Genomic DNA, 19,712 nt, shown 5'->3' with positions numbered 1-19,712 from the left:
AAGGCCGTCTGAAACATTCAGACGGCCTTTGTTCCATCAAGTTCGTTCAAATTTTATTTGAGTGAACTTATTTCTTTTTCTGAGCAGGCAGGTCGGTACATACGCCCAATGCCACTTCCGCAGCCATACCGATGGATTCGCCCAGGGTTGGGTGTGGGTGGATGGTTTTACCGATATCGGCTGCATCACAGCCCATTTCGATGGCCAAGCAGACTTCGCCGATCATATCGCCGCCGTTAGGACCAACGATACCGCCACCGATGATGCGGCCGGTTTCAGCATCAAAAATCAGCTTAGTGAAACCATTGTCGCAGCCGTTGGCAATCGCACGGCCGGAAGCAGCCCATGGGAAGTTGGCTTTGGTAATTTTGCGGCCGGAAGCTTTGGCAGACAACTCGGTTTCGCCAACCCATGCCACTTCAGGAGAAGTGTAGGCAACGCCCGGAATAACACGTGCGTCGAAGTAGGCTTTGTGGCCGGCACAGTTTTCAGCGGCAACGTGGCCTTCGTGAACGGCTTTGTGTGCCAACATCGGTTGACCGACAATATCGCCGATAGCGTAGATGTGCGGCACGTTTGTACGCATTTGTTTGTCCACTTCGATGAAGCCGCGATCGGTCACAGCGACACCGGCTTTTTCAGCGCTGATGAGTTTGCCATTTGGCGCACGACCGGCAGCTACGAGTACGGCATCGTAACGTTGTGGCTCTTTAGGCGCATTTGCACCTTCGAAGGTAACGTAAACGCCGTCTTCTTTAGGCTCGACAGCAACAGTTTTGGTGTTGATCATGATGTTGTCAAAACGGTATTCGTTTTGTTTTTGCCATACTTTAACCAAGTCGCGGTCTGCGCCTTGCATCAGGCCGTCCATCATTTCAACCACATCCAGGCGAGAACCCAGAGTGCTGTAAACCGTACCCATTTCAAGACCGATAATACCGCCGCCGATAATCAGCAGTTTGCCCGGTACTTCTTTCAGAGCCAAAGCGCCGCTGGAATCGATGATGCGTGGATCTTCAGGGATGAAAGGCAGTTTGGTTACGCGGCTGCCTGCTGCGATGATACAGTTTTTGAAGGCAACGATTTTTTTCTCACCGGTAGGCGTAGCTTGTTCGTACACTTCGCTGGTCGTCAGCGAAACTTCCAAGTGGCGCGGATCTAAGAATTGGCCGTCACCTTGGATAATGTCTACTTTGCGGCCTTTCGCCATACCGGCCAAACCGGTAGTCAAGCGGGAAACCACGCCGTCTTTGTAGCCGCGCAGCATGTCGATATCGAGTTCAGGCTCAGGGTATTTGATACCGTTGGCAGCCAAGTGGCGTACTTCATCGATAACGGCAGCATTGTGCAACAGAGCTTTTGAAGGGATACAGCCGACGTTCAAGCAAACGCCGCCCAAAGTTTTGTAACGCTCGACGATGGCAACTTTCAAGCCTTCGTCAGCAGCGGCAAATGCAGCGGAATAACCGCCAGGGCCGCCACCCAATACGACCACATCGTATTCAGCATCGGCAGAACCGCCAAATTGTGCAGCTTGAGGAGCTGGAGCAGCAGCTTTAGGCGCTTCTTGTGCAGGAGCAGCTGGTGCTTCGGCTTTAGGAGCGGCAGCCGCACCTTCGGCTTCAACGACTGCAATCAAGCCGCCTTCGGAGATTTTGTCACCCACTTTAACTTTAACTTCTTTAACGACACCTGCAACTTCGGCAGGTACGTCCATAGTGGCTTTATCGGTTTCCAAAGTAATCAGGGTATCGTCCACGGCAATGGTGTCGCCTACATTTACTTCAACCGCAATAATATCTACATTTTCGTGACCGCCAATGTCTGGCACTTTTAATTCAACTAAGCTCATGTCTAATCTTTCTGAATGATGTTCGGACTTCTTTTTTCAGACGGCCTGAGTAAAAAGGCCGTCTGAAAATGCTCGGATTACAGAGTAATGCGGCGGAAGTCTTTCAACAGGTTAGCCAGGAATACGGTGAAGCGCATACCGGCGGCACCGTCGATGACGCGGTGGTCGAAGGACAGGCTCAATGGGCACATCAGGCGAGGAGCGAATTCTTTGCCGTTCCAAACCGGTTTGATTTGGGATTTGCACACACCCAAGATAGCAACTTCAGGAGCATTCACGATCGGCGTGAAGCCTGTGCCGCCGATACCGCCCAAGCTGGAAATAGTAAAGCATGCGCCTTGCATTTCTTGCGGTTTGAGCTTGCCTTCGCGGGCTTTTTTAGACAATTCGGTCAGCTCTTGGCTGATTTGTTTCAAGCCTTTTTGATCCACGTCTTTGATTACTGGAACAACCAAGCCATTTGGCGTGTCTGCTGCGAAACCGATGTTGAAGTAGTTTTTCAGCACCAGATTGTCGCCATCCAGAGAGGCATTGAATTCAGGGAAGGCTTTCAGCGCAGCAACAGAGGCTTTAATGATGAACGCCAATGGGGACAGTTTCACGCCTTCGCGTTCCCATTCTTTGTTCAGTTGTTTGCGGAATTCTTCCAATTCGGTCATGTCCGCTTCTTCGTGTACGGTAACGTGAGGAATCACAACCCAGTTGCGAGACAGGTTTTGACCGGAGATTTTCTTAATACGAGACAGTTCTTTAACTTCGATGCTGCCGAATTTAGAGAAGTCAACTTTAGGCCATGGCAACAAGTCCAGACCACCTCCCAAAGAGGCAGCGGCAGGTTTGCCTGCACCACTTTGCATAACGGATTTAACGAAGGCTTTAACGTCTTCTCCCATGATACGGCCTTTCAGACCGGTACCTTTGACTTGACCCAAATCTACGCCCAATTCACGCGCCAGTTTACGTGCGGAAGGACCTGCATGGGCTTTGGCAAAAGCAGCTTCGTCAATTTTGGCAGCTGCAGGTGCAGCCGGAGCAGGCGCAGCGGCTGGTGCTGGAGCAGCAGGAGCCGGAGCAGCGGCTGGTGCAGGTGCGGCAGCTTGAGCGGCAGGAGCAGGAGCAGCTGCGGCGGAACCGGCAGTTTCTACTTCGATAATGGCAGAGCCTTCGGATACTTTGTCGCCAACTTTCAGGAATACGGCTTTAACCACACCGGCTTCGGTACATGGTACGTCCATAGTAGCTTTGTCGGTTTCCAACGTAATCAGGGTGTCGTCAACGGCAACAGTGTCGCCCACTTTAATTTCAACGGCAATAACGTCTACGTCAGAGTGGCCGCCGATATCAGGTACAACAACTTGTACAGTAGCGCCTCCGGAAGGAGCGGCTGCAGGCGCAGCAGCAGCAGGAGCTTTTGCTGCAGGGGCCGTAGCGGCATCAGCAGCGGCAGCACCGGTTTCAACGGTCAAAATAACGCCGCCTTCAGAGATTTTATCGCCAACTTTAACTTTAACTTCTTTCACGACGCCGGCTGCATCAGCAGGTACGTCCATAGTGGCTTTGTCGGTTTCCAAAGTAATCAGGGTGTCGTCAACGGCAATAGTGTCGCCTACTTTAACTTCTACGGCGATGATGTCGACGTTTTCATGACCGCCGATATCAGGGACTTTGATTTCTACGATACTCATTTGAGTTCCTTTAATATTTTCAGTTTGATGCCGTCTGAAAACTGTTTCGCACGGCATCGGTACAGTTTGTTAAACCATTCAAGCATTCGATTTTCAGACGGCCTGATGTCTGAATGAAGCAAACAGGCCGTCTGAAACATCAATTAGCGTTTCCAGCTAGGGGCTGAATCGGCCTTGATGCCATATTTTTCAATAGCTTGTTGAACGGTTTCTTTGCTGACTTTGCCTTGCTCAGCCAATGCGCTCAATGCAGCAACGGCAACGTTGTAGCGGTCAACTTCGAAGAAGCTGCGCAGGTTGGCACGGCTGTCGGAGCGACCGAAGCCGTCAGTACCCAAGACGTGGTAGTCGTTAGGGATGTAGGCACGGATGCGGTCAGCATAGCTGCGGATGTAGTCGGTAGCGGCAATAACCGGACCGTCATGACCTTGCAGTTGAGAAGTAACAAACGGTACTTTTGCAGTTTCCAATGGGTTCAGACGATTGAAGCGTTCCACTTCGATGGCATCGCGGTGCAGCTGGTTGAATGATGGGCAAGACCAGATGTCTGCTTCTACGCCGAAGTCGGCTTTCAACAATTCGGCACCGGCAATTACTTCTTGCAGGATAGTACCGGAACCCATCAATTGAACTTTCTTGTCGCCTTTGCCGCTGGCTTTCAGCAGATACATACCTTTCAGGATGTTTTCTTCTGCGCCTTCAGGCATATCCGGGTGAGCGTAGTTCTCGTTCATTAGGGTGATGTAGTAGAACACGTCTTCGTTATTGGCATACATACGGCGCAGACCGTCTTGAACGATAACGGCTACTTCGTATTGGAATGTTGGATCGTAAGAAACACAATTTGGAATCAAATCTGCTTGAATATGGCTGTGGCCGTCTTCGTGTTGCAGACCTTCACCATTCAGCGTTGTACGGCCGGCAGTACCACCCAACAGGAAGCCGCGTGCGTGCATATCGCCGGCAGCCCATGCCAAGTCGCCGATACGTTGGAAACCGAACATAGAGTAGTAGATGTAGAAAGGAATCATCGCAAAGTTGCTGTTGGCGTAGCTGGTTGCAGCCGCGATCCAGTCAGCCATTGCGCCTGGCTCGTTAATACCTTCTTGCAAGATTTGACCGTCGACGGATTCTTTGTAGAACATCAGTTGGTCTTTATCTTGAGGGGTGTATTGTTGGCCTTTAGGGTTCCAAATGCCGTATTGGCGGAACATACCTTCCATACCGAAAGTACGGCTTTCGTCAGGAACGATAGGTACAACGCGTTTGCCGATTTTTTTGTCTTTCAGCAAAGTAGACAGGATGCGTACGAAAGCCATGGTGGTGGAGAATTCACGGTCACCGCTGGATTTCAGTTGGGCATCAAATGCTGACAGTTCAGGCACTTCCAGAACGTCTTGGGTAGGGTTGCGTTGAGGCAGGTAGCCACCCAAAGATTCGCGACGTGCGTGCAGGTATTTGTATTCTTCGCTGTCAGGAGCAAAAGTCAGGTAAGGCAGGTCGCCACTGTCGATTTGCTCGTCAGTTACAGGAATGTCAAAGCGGTCACGGAATTGTTTCAGAGACGCTTTGTCCATTTTTTTGGCTTGGTGGGCAACGTTTTGACCTTCGCCGGATGCACCCATACCGTAACCTTTAATGGTTTTTGCCAAGATTACAGTAGGTTTGCCGTTAGCGTGATTCGCAGCGCGGTCGTAAGCGTTGTAGACTTTTTGAGGGTCATGACCACCGCGGTTCAATGCCCAAATTTCGTCATCAGTCATATCGGCGACCAATGCTTTCAGTTCAGGCGTATTGAAGAAGTGTTCGCGAACGTATGCACCGTCTTTGGATTTGTAAGTTTGGTAGTCACCGTCCAAGCACTCTTCCATACGTTTGCGCAGGATGCCATCTTTGTCTTTTGCCAAGAGGCGGTCCCAACGACGACCCCAGACGACTTTCACAACATTCCAGCCGGCGCCGGCAAAGTTGCCTTCCAGCTCTTGAATGATTTTGCCGTTACCGCGTACTGGGCCGTCCAAACGTTGCAGGTTACAGTTGATGACGAATACCAAGTTGTCCAAGCCTTCGCGTGAAGCCAGAGCAATAGCACCTTGGCTTTCAGGTTCGTCCATTTCACCGTCGCCACAGAATACCCATACTTTACGGCCTTTGGTTTTAGCCAGACCGCGAGATTCCAAGTATTTCAGGAAGCGTGCTTGGTAAATTGCCATCAATGGGCCAAGACCCATAGATACGGTTGGGAATTGCCAGAAGTCAGGCAACAGGTGAGGGTGAGGGTAAGAAGGCAGACCTTTACCGTCAACTTCTTGACGGAAGTTGTTCAGCTGGTCTTCAGTCAGACGGCCTTCAACGAACGCGCGTGCGTAGATGCCAGGGGCAACGTGGCCTTGGAAGAATACCAAATCGCCTTCTTCGCCTTCGCCTTTAGCTTTCCAGAAGTGATTGAAGCCGACTTCGTACATAGTGGCGGCTGATTGGAAAGATGCAATGTGTCCACCCAATTCCAAATCTTTTTTACCCGCGCGCAAAACGATAGCGGCAGCGTTCCAACGAACGAATGCACGGATGCGGTGTTCGATGTTTTGGTCGCCGGGGATGCCTTTTTCGTCTTCTACGGAAACGGTGTTCAAATATGGAGTAGTGGTGCCGTGAGGCATACGGATGCCTTTGTCACGGCTGTATTTGACCAAACTTTCCAGCAGATACTGAGCGCGCTCGCTGCCTTCATATTCTAAAACAGAGCTTAACGCGTCTAACCATTCTTTGGTTTCAATTGGGTCAACATCGTGTAATTGGGTGGACATAATATCTATCCTTGTGTTGAGTGTTTTTCAATGACGGAGTATTACTCCGATATTTTCGTTTATCAACAAATGTGAGTTAAAAACGAAAATTCCTAGAGTCAAATTCGAAAAAAGTTTTAATTACTGAAATATTTTCAATACGTTATAACCGTTGATAAAAAATCAGAAAGAATTGAACTTTTTACAAACCAGCTAACCTGCAAATGCTATCAGTAATTGGGCAAACTGGCAAATTGTGCTGTAGATATTGATAGGATTTAGAGGTTGAAATTAAGATTTTTTAAAAGAGTTATGTAGCTTGTTTTTAAATCGAGATATTGAGTGGATACAGTAAAAAAGCATCAGATATTTGAGAAAGTTTATTCGAATACGAAAAATATTTTTCAAATTTTGTTGTAAATAGAAAATTAAATTTAGATTATCTGGTTTTTTACAAAGAGAATAGGCCGTCTGAAGACTCTAAAGAGATTAAGGAGAAATGGGATTTGAAGATGGCGATTGTTGAGGAAGGGTAAATGAAAAAAATGACATGTACAGGCTACTTTAGCGCTGACATGTCATTTATGTAGGAAGTTAGAATTTCAGACGGCCTCTAATTATCAGTAGAGCCTTTTTGAGAGAATTGCTTCCATTGAGTCAGAAGCTCTTTGAGAACGTCTTGCTGTTCATGTCCATGTTGGATGGCTTCTTGCAACCAGAAGCAAGCATTGTTGATGTCTTTTTTTACACCCATGCCGTGATAATACAGGCAGGCAAGATTATATTGAGCCATCGTGTCTCTTTGTTTGGCCGCTGCTTCAAACCATTTTGCAGCTTGGGCGTAGTCGACAGGTACGCCTTGTCCGCAGTAATACATCATACCTAGATTGGTTTGGGATTTACTGTGTCCACGTTCTGCGGACTGATGGTATAACTCCAGTGCTTCAGCGTAATTCTGTTTGCGTTTTAAGCCATAGTGCGCTGCAAATGCCAGCTTGTACAGACGCTCGGCTTCCTGACGTTGGAGGGCGATTTCTTTGGTTAGCTCATAGTTTTGCTGGTTATTCAATGCGCTGTCAGACAGAAGTTTTTGGTAAGCGGCAAGATTACCTAAATCAGCCGAGCGTTGATAATATTGGCGTGCGGTGTCAGCATCAACTGCTCGTCCCAATCCGTAGCGATAGATATCACCTAAAAGGCGCAAACCTTCCGGATCATTTTGATCAGCAGCAAATTTAGCGTGCTGATAGGCCTTCTGAGGGTCTCGTTCGGTGTTTTTGCCTAGCAGATAGATTTCGGCAAGTGCTACATTCGCATTGCTGTCACCTTGTGCGGCAGCTTTTTCAAACCATTCCAATGCTTCAGCAGGATTTGATGCGGCTAAGAGTTCCGCAAGAGAAGTTTGCGCTGGAACAATGTCGTAATCGGCGGCAATACGTAAATGTTCGATTGCTTTTTCAGGATTTTGTGCGACACCTTGCCCCAATTTGTATTGGAGACCGAGTTGCCAGTGTGCTGCAATAAATCCCTGTGCAGCGGATTGCTGATAAAGTTTATGGGAATATTCCAAATCAGAAGAGCTGGAATATTGGTAATGTTGGGCTAAGAAGTATTGCGCCTGAGGATTTTGCTGTTCGGCAGCTTTCAATGCCCATTTGACTGCTTCTTGGTCATTGCCATTATCTGCATATAAACGCATGAGGCGTAGTTGTGCTGGGGCTAATCCTTCTTCAGCAAGCTCTTGATAGGCTGCAATGAGTTTTTCTATTTCTATTCCATTATTTTCTTGTAACTGGAGAAGATTATAGCGGGCGTATGGATGACCACCTCTTGCAGCTTGCTTTAAATATTCAACTGCAATTGCTAAATCTTGAGCATTTTCGTGGTGTTCAATCAGGTATCCTGCTAGCTGAAATGCGGCCTCAACATGCCCGGCTTCTGCTGCCTCGCAGAGCAATGGGATGGCTCGTGCAAAGTCAGGAGGGTCTTGAGTGATCAATTTTTCTGCTATAAGAAAAGATTCTTCATATTGTTGAGCATTCATCGGTTTGCTTTTATATTTTGCGAAGGATTAAGAATAAAATAATCGGCCGACAGAGTGCGGCCGTTATGATTTTGTAATTTTGAGGTTATTTACAAAAACAGACAACCGTATTTGTATTTTTATGCTTAGAATAATGGAATAAATCATTTCGTACTGCATAAATACAACAGAAGGATATGATTAAAGTGGGTTGAGAAAATACTTCTGCTGTTTATTCAGTTTAAATTATTCGTCGTCCGGTTTTTTACGCCATAAAACAAGTAATTTGCCAATATGTTGCACCAGTTGAGCCCCCAGTGTTTCACACAGGGCATTGCAAATTTCAATACGTTCAGCACGATCATCGCCAAAAACACGGACTTTAATCAATTCGTGTGCTGTCAATGCGGCATCGGTTTCTTTGATGACCGAGTCGGTCAAGCCTTGTTGGCCAACCATTACGACAGGGTGGAGGTGGTGTGCTTGGGCTTTCAAGGCCAAAATTTCTTTGGTGCTTAATTTGTTGTCGTTCATATTAATAAGTATCCAATTCAAAAGAATAATGGCTATATTGTACGCGATTTAGAACATTTACGGGGGAAATAACGTACAATGCTGATTTTAACTTAAGCATTTCAAATCAAGATGGCTGTACGCTCAAAATCTTCAAAAGCATGGCTGCATGAGCACGTCAACGATCATTATGTCCATATGGCACAAAAGGACGGATATCGTGCCAGAGCGGCTTATAAATTATTGGAAATAAATCAAAAAGACAAATTAATCAAGCCAGGTACGGTTTTGGCGGATTTGGGCAGCGCGCCGGGAAGTTGGTCACAGGTTGCGGCCAAGCTGGTCGGTAAAACAGGAGCAGTGTTTGCTTTGGATATTTTGCCGATGGAAGCTATTGAAGGTGTGTCGTTTATTCAGGGTGACTTTAGGGAAGATGCTGTTTTGGAGCAGTTTGAAGCCTTATTGGATAATCGTCCGTTAGACCTTGTAATCTGTGATATGGCACCCAATATGTCAGGCAATGCCGTAACCGACCAGGCACGCAGTTTTTATTTGTGTGAACTGGCCTTGGATTTTGCCTCCCAACATTTGAAAACCGGCGGCAGTTTTTTAGTGAAGGTGTTTCAAGGCGCGGGTTATCAAGAGTATACGGCGGCTATGCGTGAAATTTTTGCCAGTGTACAAACTCGAAAGCCGGATGCTTCCCGCAATCGTTCCAGTGAGATTTACCTATTAGGTAAAAATAAACGCTGACAATGTAGGGTGGGTGCTTTAAAATTCTTTCCCTTGATTTTATTTATTTTGTAACCATGGAGCCTGTTCAGTGGGGAATACCATTAAAAACATATTAGTCTGGGTAGTGGGTGGTGCTATGCTTTTAGCAGCATTCAATGCGCTCAGCGATAAGCAGGAAGATAAACAGCAAATCGAATATTCTCAATTTATTCAGCAAGTTAATAGTGGCGAAGTATCCAATGTCAATATTGAAGGATCTGTTGTCAGCGGCTATCTGATTAAAGGTGAGCGCACCGATAAAACTGCCTTCTATACCAATGCGCCTTTAGATGACAACTTGGTTAAAACACTGTTGGACAACAAAGTACGCGTCAAAGTGACTCCGGAAGAAAAACCAAGCATGCTGGCCAGTCTGTTTTACAGCCTGCTGCCTGTTTTATTGTTGATCGGTGCATGGTTCTACTTCATGCGCATGCAAAGCGGCGGTGGCGGTAAAGGCGGCGCATTCTCTTTTGGTAAGAGCCGTGCACGTTTACTGGACAAAGATTCCAATAAAGTTACTTTTGCCGATGTTGCCGGTTGTGATGAGGCAAAAGAAGAAGTACAAGAAATCGTGGATTACCTGAAATCGCCTAACCGCTATCAAAGCCTGGGTGGTCGTGTACCTCGCGGTATTTTGTTAGCCGGTAGCCCTGGTACGGGTAAAACATTGCTGGCTAAAGCGATTGCCGGTGAGGCCGGTGTGCCATTCTTCAGTATTTCAGGTTCTGACTTCGTAGAAATGTTTGTCGGTGTCGGTGCGAGCCGTGTCCGCGATATGTTCGAGCAGGCCAAGAAAAACGCGCCATGTATCATCTTTATCGATGAAATTGATGCGGTTGGCCGTCAGCGTGGTGCTGGTTTGGGTGGTGGTAATGATGAGCGTGAGCAAACATTAAACCAATTGTTGGTTGAAATGGATGGTTTTGAAAGCAACCAAACCGTTATTGTGATCGCAGCAACCAACCGTCCTGATGTACTTGACCCAGCGTTGCAGCGTCCGGGCCGTTTTGACCGTCAAGTCGTTGTTCCATTGCCTGATATCCGTGGCCGTGAGCAAATCTTGAAAGTACACGCTAAAAAAGTACCTTTGGATGCATCCGTAGATTTGACCTCTTTAGCACGCGGTACCCCTGGTTTTTCAGGTGCGGATTTGGCAAATTTGGTCAATGAAGCAGCTTTGTTTGCCGGTCGTCGTAATAAAGTTAAAGTCGATCAAAGCGACTTTGAAGATGCTAAAGACAAAATCTACATGGGTCCGGAACGTCGCAGCATGGTGATGCACGAAGATGAAAAACGTGCGACAGCCTATCATGATGCAGGTCATGCAATCGTAGCGGAAAGCCTGCCGTTTACCGATCCGGTTCACAAAGTAACGATTATGCCTCGTGGCCGTGCATTGGGTTTGACTTGGCAGCTGCCTGAGCGTGACCGTATCAGCATGTACAAAGACCAAATGCTGAGCCAGATCTCAATCTTATTTGGTGGTCGTATTGCTGAAGATATTTTTGTCGGCCGTATTTCTACCGGCGCATCTAACGACTTCGAGCGTGCAACTCAAATGGCACGCGAGATGGTAACGCGTTATGGTATGAGCGACAAAATGGGTGTGATGGTTTATGCTGAGAACGAAGGTGAAGTATTCTTGGGTCGCAGCGTAACCCGTTCTCAAAACATTTCCGAGAAAACCCAACAAGATATCGATGCGGAAATCCGCTGTATTTTGGATGAGCAATACCAAGTGGCTTACAAAATCTTGGATGAAAATCGCGATAAGATGGAAACCATGTGCAAGGCACTGATGGATTGGGAAACCATCGATCGAGACCAAGTTTTGGAAATTATGGCCGGTAAACAGCCTAGTCCGCCTAAAGATTACAGCCACAATGTCCGCGATGACAAAGTAGAAGAGCCTGAAGCGCCTGTTGCTGAAGCTGCTGAACCTGTTGAGCAAAATGAGGTTCAGAATACTGAGTCAGTAGAAGCAGACAAAACAGATAAACCTGTATAAGGTTTGAAACAGAAAACGGTAGCTTTTAAGCTACCGTTTTTATTTTGAAGATAATCTAAAGGCCGTCTGAAAAGTTTCAGACGGCCTGATTTTATTGAGTCAATTACAAAACAGCCAAGGCTACTTCGTAGTCAGGCTCGTTCGCAATTTCCGATACCAGCTCAGCGTGGAGAACTTGGTTTTGCTCGTTCAAAACCACCACTGCACGGGCAGTCAAGCCGCGTAATGGGCTTTCTGTCAGTGTAACACCGTAATCGTTAGAAAAGCTGCTGCGGAATGTAGAAAGTGTCACTACATTTTCCAAACCTTCTGCGCCGCAGAAACGGGCTTGTGCAAACGGTAAATCGGCAGAAATGCACAAGACGACGGTATTGTCCAAAGATGAGGCACGTTTGTTGAAAGTGCGGACGGACTGGGCGCATACGCCAGTGTCAATGCTAGGGAAAATATTCAGCACTTTGCGTTTGCCTGCGAAGTCAACCAATGATTTCTCAGATAGGTCTGCTGCTACCAATGTGAAATCAGGTGCAACTTGGCCGGTAGCGGGCAAATTGCCGTTTGTAGAAATAGGTGAGCCTTGGAAAGTAACTTGAGCCATGATTCAGTCCTTGTGTCAGAGGAAAATAGGATGGTCAGGGGTTTAGTAATGGCGGCGACGGAAATAGAACATGCCTTCGCTGTCAATTTCTAAAATATAGCGGCCGTTTTGTACGGCAGCATAACCGCTTTTGCCTTCGGTATAAGGCTGCAAAGCAGCGTGTGAAATCAGATAGTTGGTCAGCTTGCTGCCGTCTTGGGCAATATTGTCCACCATTTTTGCAAAGGCAGTGTGGCAGACGCCGTTGGCTGACCAGCCGGCTGGAACACCTTTTTCATTTTTTTCCATGCATTGGCCGCTGATGACTTCTAAGTCGGTAGGGTGCTTGCCAATCAGATTAATGACACCACCCTCTATACCGTTAATCGGGTAGGTACGTTGTTTTTTGCCTTCTTTGGTTTCGCCTTCTTGTGCTGTACCCAAATCCAAACCGGATATGGCTTGTTCATCGATATATTTAACTTTGAAGGTAGGCTTGGGCGCTTTGTCTGAAGCAGCATCATTGGCTGCAGTATCTTCAGATTTACCGCCGCAGGCAGCCAATGAAAGGCTGAGCAAGATAAGGGGAAAGGTTTTTTTCATATGAGAAACCCTAGAAAACGATTATATTTCAAATGATAAACGATATTATGGCCGTCTGAAATATTCAGACGGCCTTGCTATTATTTCAACGGACGAATACCTACTGCATCGCGTACTTTATCCAACAATTCGCGTGCTTCTTTGCGCGCTTTTTGTGCGCCGGCCTGCAAAATGTCTTCAATTTGAGAGGGTTTGGCTGTCAATTCATTGTAGCGCTCGCGCGGTTTTGCGAGCTCGGCATTGATTTTTGCGCCCAAGAGTTTCTTGGCTTCACCCCAAGCAAGGCCTTCGGCCAGCATTTGCGTGAACTCGGCAGTTTCAGACGGCGTGGAGAAGGCTTTGTAGATTTCAAACAGAGGACTTTCATCAGGCTGTTTCGGTTCACCGGGCTCTTTCATATTGGTGATGATTTTGTTAACCGATTTTTGGGTTTTCTTGTCATTTTCCCAAAGTGGAATGGTATTGCCGTAGGATTTGGACATTTTACGTCCGTCCAAGCCGACCAAGAGTTCGACATTTTCGTCGATTTTTACTTCAGGCAGGGTGAAGAGTTCTTGGAAGCGATGGTTGAAGCGGCCGGCAATATCGCGTGCCATTTCAACGTGTTGGATTTGGTCGCGACCGACTGGTACTTCATGGGCATTGAACATAAGAATGTCGGCAGTCATGAGGATAGGGTAGCTGTACAGGCCCATTTCCACGCCATGATCCGGATCTTCCTGACCGTTTTCGGTATTTGCCTGCACTGCGGCTTTATAAGCGTGGGCGCGGTTCATCAGGCCTTTTGCAGTGATACAGGTCAGAATCCAGTTCAACTCCATCACTTCGGGAATGTCGCTTTGACGGTAGAAAGTGGTCTGTTCCGGATTGAGTCCGCAGGCGAGCCATGTGGCGGCAACAGCTTGAGTAGATTGATGAATCATTTCCGGCTCATGACATTTGATGATGCCGTGATAGTCGGCCAAAAAGAGGAATGATTCAGTATTGGAATCTTGCGCTGCGCGGATAGCCGGGCGGATGGCACCGACATAGTTGCCTAAATGTGGAATACCTGTTGTGGTAACGCCTGTTAAAACTCGTTTTTTGCTCATGAAAGTATCCTTCGGCACAAAGGCCGTCTGAAAATAAATATGGTGCCGATTATACCTGATTATTCTTGATTTTTCAGACGGCCTTTTGAGTAAAGGGTAACTGGATAATAAAGTTATACACATAAAATTATAAAAATAAAACTTTATAAAACAATAAGGTAATAAAAATTTTTGGTTAATGGAGTAAATAGCTATTGAGTTATCCACATTTGCGCTTATATAGGCTCTAACAGAATATATTTGAAGAGGAACTTAAAATGAGATTTGATAAATTGACTGCCAAATTTCAGCAAGCTCTGCAAGAAGGTCAAAGTCTGGCTTTGGCTGCGGACAGCAGCTACCTTGAGGCTGGCTTTATCTTAAAAGCATTGCTTGACGATCAAAACAGTGGTACAGCTGCGTTACTGGCTCATGCAGGTGTGAATGTGCCTCAAGTAAAACAACGTTTGCAGCAACATTTGAGCAGCTTGCCAAAAGTATCCGGTCAAGGTGGCGATATTATGCCTAGTCGTGAGCTGCAAGCTGTATTGAACTTGATGGACAAGGCTGCGACCAAACGTGGCGATGCCTATATCGCCAGCGAACTTTTCCTGTTGGCTTTGGTTCAGCAGAATGATGCAACCGGCAAAATTTTGAAAGAAGCCGGTGCGACCGAACAAAATATCAATGCCGCGATCGATGCGGTACGAGGAGGACAAAACGTGAACGATGCGAATGCCGAAGACCAACGCGATGCTTTGAAAAAATACACACTTGACCTGACTCAACGCGCCCGTGACGGTAAGCTCGACCCTGTTATCGGTCGTGATGATGAAATTCGTCGTGCGATTCAAGTATTGCAACGCCGTACCAAAAACAACCCTGTGCTGATTGGTGAGCCGGGTGTGGGTAAAACCGCTATTGTTGAAGGCTTGGCGCAACGTATTGTTAACGGCGAAGTACCTGAATCCCTGCGTAACAAACGCCTTTTGGTTCTGGACTTGGCGGCTTTGATTGCCGGCGCGAAATACCGTGGCGAATTTGAAGAACGCTTGAAAGGCGTGTTGAACGACTTGGCTAAAGACGATGGCAACACTTTGATTTTCATTGACGAAATCCATACTTTGGTTGGTGCAGGTAAAACCGACGGCGCAATGGATGCGGGCAATATGTTGAAACCGGCTTTGGCGCGTGGTGAATTGCACTGTATCGGTGCAACTACTTTGGACGAATACCGTCAGTACATCGAGAAAGATGCGGCACTCGAACGCCGTTTCCAAAAAGTATTGGTTGGTGAGCCAAGTGTGGAGGATACCATCGCTATTTTGCGCGGTTTGCAAGAGCGTTATGAAATCCACCACGGTATCGATATTACCGACCCTGCTATCGTTGCCGCAGCGGAGTTGAGTGACCGTTACATTACCGACCGCTTCCTGCCTGATAAAGCGATTGATTTGATTGACGAAGCTGCCAGCCGCATCAAAATGGAGCTGGACAGCAAACCCGAGCAGATGGACAAACTCGACCGCCGCATCATCCAGCTCAAAATGGAAAAAATGCATGTTGCCAAAGAAAGCGATGACGCCAGCAAAAAACGTTTGGAACTGATAGACGAGGAAATCGACGGCTTGCAAAAAGAATACGCTGATTTGGACGAAATCTGGAAAGCCGAGAAAGCCGCCTCTTCCAGCACTGCCGACATCAAGAAACAGATGGACGACATCAAAGTCAAAATCGAGCAGGCCAAACGCCAAGGCGACTTTGCCCGCGCGTCTGAACTCGAATACGGCGAGTTGCCGAAATTGGGCGCACAGTTGCAAGCTGCGGAAAGTAACCCCGACGGCAAAAAACAAAACAAACTCTTCCGTACCGAAGTTGGCGCGGATGAAGTGGCCGAAATCGTTTCCCGTATGACCGGCATTCCTGTGTCAAAAATGATGGAAGGTGAACGCGACAAGCTGCTGAAGATGGAAGAAGTATTGCACCGCCGCGTGGTTGGTCAAGATGAAGCCGTACGCGCTGTGTCTGACGCTATCCGCCGGAGCCGTTCCGGTTTGGCCGATCCGAATAAACCTTATGGCAGCTTCTTGTTCTTAGGCCCGACCGGTGTGGGTAAGACCGAATTGTGTAAGGCATTGGCAGGCTTCCTGTTTGACAGCGAAGATCATCTGATTCGTATCGATATGTCCGAATACATGGAAAAACATGCTGTTGCCCGCTTAATCGGTGCGCCTCCCGGCTATGTCGGCTACGAAGAAGGCGGCTACCTGACTGAGCAAGTCCGCCGCAAACCATACAGCGTGATTCTTTTGGATGAAGTGGAAAAAGCCCATCCGGACGTGTTCAACATCTTGCTGCAAGTATTGGATGACGGCCGCTTGACCGATGGACAAGGTCGAACAGTGGACTTCAAAAACACCGTTATCGTGATGACTTCCAATATTGGTAGCAAACATATCCAACAAATGGGTACTCAGGACTACGAAGCGGTGAAAGAAGCGGTGATGGAAGAAGTGAAGGCCTACTTCCGCCCCGAAATGATCAACCGTATCGACGAAGTGGTCGTGTTCCACGGACTGAATCAGGAGAATATCCGCAACATTGCGAAAATCCAGCTCAAAGGTTTGGAAAAACGTTTGGAAGCACAACATCTGCATCTGAAAGTCGATGATGCTGCCTTGGATCTGATTGCCGAAGCCGGTTTTGATCCTGTGTATGGTGCCCGTCCGCTCAAACGCGCCATTCAGTCAGAAATCGAAAACCCGCTGGCAAAAGCATTGCTTGAAGGCAAATATGCACCTGATAGCACAATCCATGTTAAAGAAGAGGGTGGTAAGCTCTTGTTTGCATAAGTTTAAAACAATGTAGTATGCTGTTGTAAAAGGCCGTCTGAAGGAATTCAGACGGCCTTTCCTAGTTATTGATTCACATCATATATTTGTTATGTAATTTGATTATTCTTTGAATTTTAGGGGAATTGAGTAAAATCTTATGCCTTAGTTTGATAAAGAATGCGATATAATTTGACTTGTTTACCAAGGTTCTTGCTAAATATCTGATTTAATGTAATAATACTACAATGCAAAAACTGACTAATCAAAATCTTCACATTATTTTGTCGGAACGCTTAAACGATACCGACTTTGTTCTTATCCTCAATGCCTTAATCAAATTTTTGCGCCGAGGAGGCAAAAAGAAGGCCTCCGAACGTTTTGATTTGATTTTATCTACGTTAAAACAAGACGATGCTCTATGTCGTCAATTCAGCCTGCGCTTTTATACTTGGCTGTCTAAAGTTCACATTTATCCTGCGCTGATTAAACTGGGTATTTTCTCGCGCCATAGTTTTACCCGGGAAATGGGCATACGGATTTATGAGCGCTTCAGTCCGTCTTATAAAGATTTTTCCAACTTGCGCGAAGTATTTTTATATCTTTTTCATTCTGAAAACGATGATAAATGGTTGCAAACACTGAGTTTACGACAATGGCTGGGTATGTATGAATTGTTGTTGGCTAAGGCGGATCCCGCTTTACTCCAGACGGCCAGCCGACAATTAACAGATGCACGTTTGCGTGCGGTGGAAATGTTGTCCATCTGGATTGCTTCCGAAGCGATTGAGCCGGATTTAATACGGATTGCCCCCCGTTTGTTGGAAGCGGATTCTGCATTTGTCGCTTTACAGCGCGAAATTGCGAAGATGGTGGAACACTATCGCCATAGCGAAGAAACTTATGACACGGCGCATTTGGAGGTTATGTTTGACCAGTGTGAAAAGCAAATTGACTATTTGCGCCGTCGTGGTACCGGAGCCGGGTCTGGTTCGTCAGTAAAAGTTGCCCACTTGCTCGAACGCCTGCAGCAAACCATAGACCGCCTGAAATTGTTGACCAATATTCAAATCGAAACCAGCCGAACCCGCTTAACCGTCAATCTGATGAATGCGATGATTTATGCGGCGGTGGAGCAATACAGCACCAGCCACTTGCGTAAAAGCAGTATCCGAATGCTGGCACGTAGTATTACGGAAAACAAAAGTCATCATGGCGAGCATTACATTACGCGCAACCGTAGCGAATATTTCAAAATGTTTTATTCCGCAGCAGGCGGCGGCGTAATTATTGCTTTGATGGCATTGAATAAAATCCATATTGCGTCTTTGGGGTTCGGCGAATTTACTACTGCATTCTTAGCCGGGCTCAATTATGGTTTAGGCTTTATGCTGATTCATATGCTGCATTGCACTGTTGCAACCAAGCAGCCTGCCATGACGGCAGCGAGCTTTGCCGAACAGGTGGACTCGAATGAAGGCAGCAAAGCGGTGGACAATAAATTGGCTAAACTGCTGATTGACGTGTGCCGTTCGCAAAGTGTCGCCGTGTTTGGCAATGTATCGATTGCGGTATTGTTGGCGGCAGGGATTGCTTTGGGCTATGCTCATACGCATGGTCAGCCCTTGCTAAATGAGGCAGTTACGGCCTATCAGTTCAAATCCATTGAGATTTTTACCCAACCGACCTTATGGTATGCCGCTATTGCCGGCGTATGGTTGTTTTGTTCGGGTATTATTGCCGGTTTTTTTGACAACCGTTCCGATTATCTGAACCTGCGTCAGCGCCTGCCGTTTAATCCGTTTTTACGAAAAATCATGCCTCCGGAGCCGCGCCGCCGGTTGGCCGCTTATATTCATAAGCATTACGGCTCGCTTATGGGTAATTTTATTTTCGGTATGCTTTTAGGCATGACAGGCTATTTTGGCCATCTTTTCGGCTTGCCGCTGGATATTCGCCATGTGGCGTTCTCTTCGGCAAATTTGGGTTATGCCGCGATTAGCGGTCATGCAGATATATTCACTTTTATGCTTGGCTTGGCAAGTGTATTGACAATCGGCATGGTGAATCTGGTGGTCAGCTTTTCTTTAGCTTTGGCCGTTGCACTCCGTTCTCGCGGCACGCGTTTGGGCAGTATGCGTAATCTGCTGAAAAGCTTCTGGAGTCAAGTTAAAGCCAATCCTTTGATTTTACTGTATCCGGTTCAAGTGAATAACAAAGACAATACGAAGTAGGATTGAAGAAAGGCCGTCTGAATATATATTTTTCAGACGGCCTTTTAATTTAAAACCGATAAAGATTAGGCTTGCAGAGAGGCGCGGTTTTCCAAAACTTGGTCAATCAAACCATATTCTTTAGCTTCATCGGCAGACATATAATTGTCGCGGTCGGTATCGCGTTCCAAGTCGGCCAAATCGCGATCACAATGTTTGGCGAGTAAGCGGTTCAGTTTCTCTTTGATTTTCAGCAGCTCTTTAGCGTGAATTTCAATATCGGAAGCTTGACCCGCCAAGCCGCCGTTGATGAGCGGTTGGTGAATCATAATGCGGCTGTTTGGCAGGGCAAAGCGTTTGCCTTTTTCGCCTGCGGACAACAGGAATGCGCCCATACTTGCCGCTTGACCCAAGCATAAAGTAGAGACATGAGGTTTGATGAAGTTCATGGTGTCGTAAATCGACATACCGGCAGTAACCGAACCGCCCGGAGAGTTGATATAGAAGAAGATATCTTTATCTGGGTTTTCGCTTTCCAAGAACAGTAATTGCGCAACAACCAAGTTGGCAGATTCGTCTGTCACTGGGCCGATCAAGAAAACGATGCGCTCTTTCAAAAGGCGTGAGTAGATGTCGAATGCGCGCTCGCCGCGACCGCTTTGTTCGATAACGGTAGGGACAAGGTAGTTATTGAAATCGAAGGACATTTTTGTCTCCTGTTAATGATGGAAAAGCACCAAAGCCATTTAAAGCGCTTCGGTGCTTTTGATTGTC

13 protein-coding genes are annotated in these 19,712 nt (G+C 47.0%); 4 read left to right on the top strand and 9 right to left on the bottom strand.

Going from position 1 to position 19,712, the window contains the following annotated elements:
- Window positions 1–67: 67 nt before the first annotated feature.
- The 5 genes from lpdA to yhbY form a co-directional block, all read right to left on the bottom strand.
- Window positions 68–1,852 (bottom strand): dihydrolipoyl dehydrogenase, encoded by a 1,785-nt coding sequence (lpdA, locus tag HMPREF3139_RS04130; protein ID WP_070460743.1) that lies wholly within the window; start codon window positions 1,850–1,852, stop codon window positions 68–70.
- A gap of 77 nt (window positions 1,853–1,929) precedes the next feature.
- On the bottom strand, window positions 1,930–3,537 hold the full coding sequence (gene aceF / locus HMPREF3139_RS04125) for a dihydrolipoyllysine-residue acetyltransferase (RefSeq protein ID WP_070460741.1): 1,608 nt from the start codon (window positions 3,535–3,537) through the stop codon (window positions 1,930–1,932).
- Window positions 3,538–3,680: 143 nt separating this feature from the next.
- Window positions 3,681–6,344 (bottom strand): pyruvate dehydrogenase (acetyl-transferring), homodimeric type, encoded by a 2,664-nt coding sequence (aceE, locus tag HMPREF3139_RS04120; RefSeq protein WP_070460739.1) that lies wholly within the window; start codon window positions 6,342–6,344, stop codon window positions 3,681–3,683.
- A gap of 592 nt (window positions 6,345–6,936) precedes the next feature.
- Complete coding sequence (locus HMPREF3139_RS04115) at window positions 6,937–8,367, bottom strand: tetratricopeptide repeat protein (protein WP_070460737.1); 1,431 nt, start codon at window positions 8,365–8,367, stop codon at window positions 6,937–6,939.
- Between the two features lie 225 nt (window positions 8,368–8,592).
- On the bottom strand, window positions 8,593–8,880 hold the full coding sequence (gene yhbY, locus HMPREF3139_RS04110) for a ribosome assembly RNA-binding protein YhbY (protein WP_070460735.1): 288 nt from the start codon (window positions 8,878–8,880) through the stop codon (window positions 8,593–8,595).
- Window positions 8,881–8,991: 111 nt separating this feature from the next.
- Between yhbY and HMPREF3139_RS04105 the strand changes: the two genes are divergently transcribed.
- On the top strand, window positions 8,992–9,612 hold the full coding sequence (locus tag HMPREF3139_RS04105) for an RlmE family RNA methyltransferase (protein ID WP_070460733.1): 621 nt from the start codon (window positions 8,992–8,994) through the stop codon (window positions 9,610–9,612).
- 70 nt (window positions 9,613–9,682) lie between these two features.
- Window positions 9,683–11,644 (top strand): ATP-dependent zinc metalloprotease FtsH, encoded by a 1,962-nt coding sequence (ftsH, locus tag HMPREF3139_RS04100; protein WP_070460732.1) that lies wholly within the window; start codon window positions 9,683–9,685, stop codon window positions 11,642–11,644.
- 103 nt (window positions 11,645–11,747) lie between these two features.
- Here the strand turns inward: ftsH and tpx are convergent, their stop codons facing one another.
- From tpx to trpS, 3 genes are all read right to left on the bottom strand, one after another.
- Window positions 11,748–12,242, bottom strand: a complete 495-nt coding sequence (gene tpx, locus HMPREF3139_RS04095) for a thiol peroxidase (protein ID WP_070460730.1) — start codon at window positions 12,240–12,242, stop codon at window positions 11,748–11,750.
- A 42-nt stretch (window positions 12,243–12,284) separates the two neighbouring features.
- Window positions 12,285–12,824 carry a hypothetical protein gene (locus HMPREF3139_RS04090; RefSeq protein WP_070460728.1) on the bottom strand — a complete coding sequence of 180 codons (540 nt, stop codon included), beginning with the start codon at window positions 12,822–12,824 and terminating at the stop codon, window positions 12,285–12,287.
- A gap of 80 nt (window positions 12,825–12,904) precedes the next feature.
- Complete coding sequence (trpS, locus tag HMPREF3139_RS04085) at window positions 12,905–13,915, bottom strand: tryptophan--tRNA ligase (RefSeq protein WP_070460726.1); 1,011 nt, start codon at window positions 13,913–13,915, stop codon at window positions 12,905–12,907.
- Window positions 13,916–14,172: 257 nt separating this feature from the next.
- Between trpS and clpB the strand changes: the two genes are divergently transcribed.
- Entirely contained in the window at window positions 14,173–16,746 is a 2,574-nt protein-coding gene (gene clpB, locus HMPREF3139_RS04080; RefSeq protein WP_070460724.1) for an ATP-dependent chaperone ClpB, read from the top strand.
- Window positions 16,747–16,973: 227 nt separating this feature from the next.
- Complete coding sequence (locus HMPREF3139_RS04075; protein WP_070460722.1) at window positions 16,974–18,959, top strand: site-specific recombinase; 1,986 nt, start codon at window positions 16,974–16,976, stop codon at window positions 18,957–18,959.
- Between the two features lie 65 nt (window positions 18,960–19,024).
- Here the strand turns inward: HMPREF3139_RS04075 and clpP are convergent, their stop codons facing one another.
- Complete coding sequence (gene clpP / locus HMPREF3139_RS04070; protein WP_070460720.1) at window positions 19,025–19,645, bottom strand: ATP-dependent Clp endopeptidase proteolytic subunit ClpP; 621 nt, start codon at window positions 19,643–19,645, stop codon at window positions 19,025–19,027.
- Between the last annotated feature and the right edge of the window lie 67 nt (window positions 19,646–19,712).

The organism is Neisseria sp. HMSC15G01 (assembly GCF_001808255.1).
In the GTDB taxonomy this organism is placed as follows: domain Bacteria; phylum Pseudomonadota; class Gammaproteobacteria; order Burkholderiales; family Neisseriaceae; genus Neisseria; species Neisseria subflava_A.
The sequence above is the reverse complement of the archived record's forward strand: the minus strand, read 5'-3'. Positions and strand labels throughout refer to the sequence as shown.

Coding starts and splice junctions, on each gene's coding strand:
- HMPREF3139_RS04105 (WP_070460733.1), top strand. CDS start 8,992: ATGGCTGTACGCTCAAAATCTTCAAAAGCATGGCTGCATGAGCACGTC.
- trpS (WP_070460726.1), bottom strand. CDS start 13,915: ATGAGCAAAAAACGAGTTTTAACAGGCGTTACCACAACAGGTATTCCA.
- aceF (WP_070460741.1), bottom strand. CDS start 3,537: ATGAGTATCGTAGAAATCAAAGTCCCTGATATCGGCGGTCATGAAAAC.
- yhbY (WP_070460735.1), bottom strand. CDS start 8,880: ATGAACGACAACAAATTAAGCACCAAAGAAATTTTGGCCTTGAAAGCC.
- aceE (WP_070460739.1), bottom strand. CDS start 6,344: ATGTCCACCCAATTACACGATGTTGACCCAATTGAAACCAAAGAATGG.
- HMPREF3139_RS04090 (WP_070460728.1), bottom strand. CDS start 12,824: ATGAAAAAAACCTTTCCCCTTATCTTGCTCAGCCTTTCATTGGCTGCC.
- clpP (WP_070460720.1), bottom strand. CDS start 19,645: ATGTCCTTCGATTTCAATAACTACCTTGTCCCTACCGTTATCGAACAA.
- clpB (WP_070460724.1), top strand. CDS start 14,173: ATGAGATTTGATAAATTGACTGCCAAATTTCAGCAAGCTCTGCAAGAA.
- tpx (WP_070460730.1), bottom strand. CDS start 12,242: ATGGCTCAAGTTACTTTCCAAGGCTCACCTATTTCTACAAACGGCAAT.
- HMPREF3139_RS04075 (WP_070460722.1), top strand. CDS start 16,974: ATGCAAAAACTGACTAATCAAAATCTTCACATTATTTTGTCGGAACGC.
- HMPREF3139_RS04115 (WP_070460737.1), bottom strand. CDS start 8,367: ATGAATGCTCAACAATATGAAGAATCTTTTCTTATAGCAGAAAAATTG.
- lpdA (WP_070460743.1), bottom strand. CDS start 1,852: ATGAGCTTAGTTGAATTAAAAGTGCCAGACATTGGCGGTCACGAAAAT.